This is a genomic window from Fervidicella metallireducens AeB (assembly GCF_000601455.1).
In the GTDB taxonomy this organism is placed as follows: Bacteria; Bacillota; Clostridia; order Clostridiales; family Caloramatoraceae; genus Fervidicella; species Fervidicella metallireducens.
This window is the reverse complement of record NZ_AZQP01000083.1, coordinates 1-4460: the sequence shown is the minus strand read 5'-3', so window position 1 is coordinate 4460 and position 4460 is coordinate 1. Positions and strand designations below refer to the sequence as shown.

Sequence of the window (4460 nt, the reverse complement as noted above, 5' to 3'; positions counted from 1 at the left end):
GAAATATATCTCTATGCCTTATCGGCATATGTTCACAACAACCCATGTGATATAAAGGGATATGAAAAATGCCCAGAGAAATACGAGTTTTCAAGTCTTTCAATATATCTAGGCTTAAGACACGACCCCTATGAACTTGTTGATGACGGCTTTATTATGGGCATGTTCAGCAAAAATCCTAAGAAAGCCAGAGAAAGCTACATGAAATTAGTATATAAATGCTCTGATAAGGTTTTTAAAGAAGAAGTAGAGTTTTTAAACGAAGGAACAGAATACAGAAGTGAAAGAAAAATATTAATAAGAAACATTAAAACTAAAGAAATATTAGAATTTATCGCATCAAAACTTAGAATTGAAAAAATAAAGCTCCATACAAAACACTGTAGAGAAATAGTTGAAGCAAAGGCACTGGCTGTACTTTTAATGAGAAGTCTTTGCAACTTAAAATGCAGTGAAATCTGCCGTATCCTTGGAAACATAACCCAAAGCAGAGTTTCAAAGCTTAGCAGCCTTGGGGTAAAACTTTTAGATGATGAGAAATATAAAAATATTACATATGAGTTTATGGAACAGTATGCTTAATTTTTAAAAAGGCAATTTAGTAAGTTTATTTTAAAAAATCAGAGAGATAAATGCTTTTATAAAGCATAAAGATTGGACAAGTATAGTGATAATTGAGCAAAAAGAGTAAATAAAGTTATATTAAATTCGAAAATTACAAAGCTTTTATTTAAATAAAGTGAAATATGTTGATATTAAAAACTACATCTGGCTATGCAATTACAGTAAGTATATGTCCCATATGACATATGTCCCATATGACCCAAGAAACAAAAATTATAAATATTGACATAAAAATACAGGTGATATATACTGTATATAGAAAAAAATGTAATGGGTGCGGTGATGATTAATTAGTTCTTAACCTGAAGTAATTTAATAAGTTCGAGATGGTTTTAGCTGTTTGAAACAGTTTTTTTGTAGTGCCATTTTGGATTATTGGTTAAGAACAAAGCTCATTACGTCTTATTTTGTAAAGTATAGAACTGCTTTATGTGCAGAGGAAATCTGTGCATAGTAGCTTTACTTTTGAAACACAGAGACTGTATGTGAATTTTTGTTCACCTACAGTCTTTTTTATTTAAAAAATATGTTGATGGAGGTACAAACAGATGAGCATAAGATAATTTGGCAGCAAAGATAACTCTTTGTCTGCCGTAGGAAAAGCATTATAGACAAAGAGGAGTGGTCGATATGACGATAACATTTAATAATTTAGTAAAAAGCTTTAATGGGAGAATTATTTTCGAAAATATATCAGGAAAAATAAATGATGGAGATAGAATAGGTATAATTGGAATTAACGGGGTAGGAAAGACAACATTAGTAAAAATACTAACAGGAAAAGAAGAAGTGGATGAGGGGAAAATATCATATTCTCATGATAGATTAACCTTTGGATATTTAACACAGTTTGCTGAGTTCAGTGAAAAAACAACAGTTTATGAAGAACTTTTTAAATCAGGTATAGAGGATATTAACTCAAGCTGTAATGTAGACAAATATATCAGAAGGGTTAGAAAAATTCTACTAGATATGGGTTTTACTGAAAAAACAATGAATAAGGAAACTTGTAAACTAAGTGGAGGAGAAAAAACTAAGCTTTCAATTTGTAAGGTGATTCTTGAGGATCCAGATGTACTTTTTCTTGATGAACCAACCAATCATCTAGATATGGAAAGTATTAAGTGTCTGGAGGAATTTTTAAACAGTATAAAGAAAACAATCGTTGTAATATCCCATGATAGAGAGTTCCTAGATAACACTGTTAACAAAATTTTTGAGATGAACAAAAATGAAATAAGGGAATACAGTGGGAACTACAGCAAATACAAGCTTCAAAAGGAAAATGAAAGAAAAAATCAGCAAAGGGAATATGATAAGCAGGAAAGAGAGATTAGACACCTTAAGGAAGTTATAAATGACAGAAAAACATGGTATGCAAGTGCACACAGAGCAGCGGGACAAAATGATTTTTTAAGAAGTAAGGCTAAGAAGCATGCAAAGGTAATGAAGGCAAAGGAAAGACAACTTGAGAGGCTTGAAAATAATAAGGTTAAAAGGCCATCGGTTGATATCTTAGCTGCTTTTGACTGTATAAATAAAGTTAAGCAAGAGGACAGAAGACTTCCGGAGTATATAATAAAGGTTAATAATATCAATAAAAGCTTTGGAAATAGAGTGCTTCTAAAGAATGCATCATTTAATATTAAAATTGGGGATAAGGCAGCTCTGATGGGGGGGAATGGAATAGGAAAAACCACTCTAATAAAGATGCTTTTAGGTAAAGAATGCATAGATTCAGGAGAGGTATATATAAATCCGTCCCTTAAAATAGCCTACTTTTCACAGGAGCTTGAGGAGTTAAACTACAGCAATTCAATATTAGATGAGATGCTAACAACAGGTGCTTCAGTTCAAGCAGCAAGACTGCTGCTTGGGTGTTTATTATTTAGGGGAGAGGACGTGTTTAAAAAGATTGAGGTTTTAAGTATGGGTGAAAAATGTAGAGCAGCCTTTGGAAAGCTTATATTATCAGGTGCGGATATGCTTATACTTGATGAACCTACAAATTATATGGATATTATATCAAGAGAGAAGATTGAAGAGGTTATAGAGAAATATGAAGGAACAATACTCTTTGTATCCCATGACAGATATTTTATCAAGAGAACTTCAAATAGAATACTTGAAATTGAAAATAGTGGAGTTAGCAGTTATGAGGGAAATTATGAGTATTATTTAAAACAGAAAGAGGAGCTTAGGAATCAAAAGAATAAGATTAACTATGTGAATATAAGGGATGAAATTAGAAGATTAGAGTGTGAAATAGCATTTATTTCAGGGAAATTAGATGATTCTAAAATATCCTATGAAGAAAGAGAAGAACTTAATAATAGATTTTTACAGACAGCAAAACAAATTAATGAATTTAAAAGAATAATTAGCTAGTATGTCTGTAAAATGAAGTGGGGTGGTACTATGAAGAGATTTTTAGTTTTTTTTAAACAATTTAAAGAATATAAGAATTTGATAACAAATACAAAATTAATGAGGATTATAATTGCAGGATTTATTTCTTCTCTAGGCAGTAAGATAAGTTATTTTGCACTTTTGATTAAGGTCTATGGACTTTCAAACGGTAGAATACAGGACTTGGGATTTCTTGCAATGGTGGAGATGGCTCCCTTTGCACTGTTTGGGGCTATCGCAGGAAGAGTGGCAGATAGATTTTCTAGAAAAAGGATAATGATAATATCTGATTTACTAAATGCAGTCGTTACAATATCAATATTATTTATAAGTGATATTAACCTTATATATGTAACTGCATTTTTAGCATCCTTTGTTAATGTATTTAGGCAGCCAGCTCAAAGTGCATTAGAGCCAAATCTTGTGGACAAAGAGGACATAGCACTTATGAACTCCTTTAAATCCTTAGCAAATAACTTTACTCATATAATTGGTTCAGCCTGTGGGGCAGCTATTGTTGGTTTGGCTGGGGTTAAATTGTCCTTTATAATTGATGGTATATCATTTGTTATATCAGCATTAATTATTTCCACAATATTTATAAATGAAAAGCATATTGAAGAATTACAAAATTCTGAAGAGGTTTTAATTAAAGAAAGTTTAAGCAACAGATTAGTTGAAGGTTTTAGGATTTTAATGAGTGATAAAAGTGTAAAGCTTATGACCATAATAGACTTATATATGACCTTTGCAATGAGTATGCAGGGTACTCTTATATATGTATTTTTAATCGAAGGATTAAAAATGACCAAGGAGGAAGCAGGAAGGGCTTGGGGAATTCTACTTGCAAGCCTTGGAGTAGGAGCAATATTTGGAAGTATGGTTATTGGAGTTCTTGTTAAGAAGCAAAAGAATAGATTTAAATTATTTCTTAATGTATTAATATTTGATGCGGTTTGTTTTGCAATATTTATTCTAAACACCTATTTTCCAGCTTCAGTAGTTATATTTGGATTCCTTGGCTGCATAGGAACTGCTCATGGGATAATACTAAACACAGTTTTACAGGATTCAATTCCAGATGAGAAAAGAGGCAAAGCCTTTGCAATGCTTGGAACTCTTAGTAGTCCAATAGGGATATTATCTATATTTGCAGGAACAAGCCTTGCGGCACTAATTTCTGCAAAATACGTTCTTCTAATTGCAGCAGCTCTTGAACTTTTAATAGCTGTTGGGGTTAGATTTACAAAGGCGTATAGGGAGTATAACACTTTTGTAAGTGAAGATGTGCAGTTAAATATAGATAAAGTGGTTTAATTGAAAGACCTGCAGCTTAATGCTGCAGGTCTTATGAATAGTGTGCCCGGCATGGGTGACAGTTTGGCGGTGAAAGTCCGCTATGGGCTTGGTAGTGGGAACCATTAGCC

2 protein-coding genes and 1 pseudogene are annotated in these 4460 nt (G+C 32.2%); all 3 read left to right on the top strand.

The genetic code is table 11. From position 1 onward, the window contains the following. Nucleotides 1-582 (top strand): annotated as a pseudogene (locus Q428_RS15535) (transposase); the annotation flags it as partial. A 672-nt stretch (nucleotides 583-1254) separates the two neighbouring features. Continuing rightward, on the top strand, nucleotides 1255-3012 hold the full coding sequence (abc-f, locus tag Q428_RS13365; RefSeq protein WP_035381755.1) for a ribosomal protection-like ABC-F family protein: 1758 nt from the start codon (nucleotides 1255-1257) through the stop codon (nucleotides 3010-3012). 30 nt (nucleotides 3013-3042) lie between these two features. Continuing rightward, nucleotides 3043-4350: an MFS transporter gene (locus Q428_RS13360; protein ID WP_035381753.1), complete on the top strand. Its 1308-nt coding sequence runs from the start codon at nucleotides 3043-3045 to the stop codon at nucleotides 4348-4350. Nucleotides 4351-4460 lie beyond the last annotated feature (110 nt).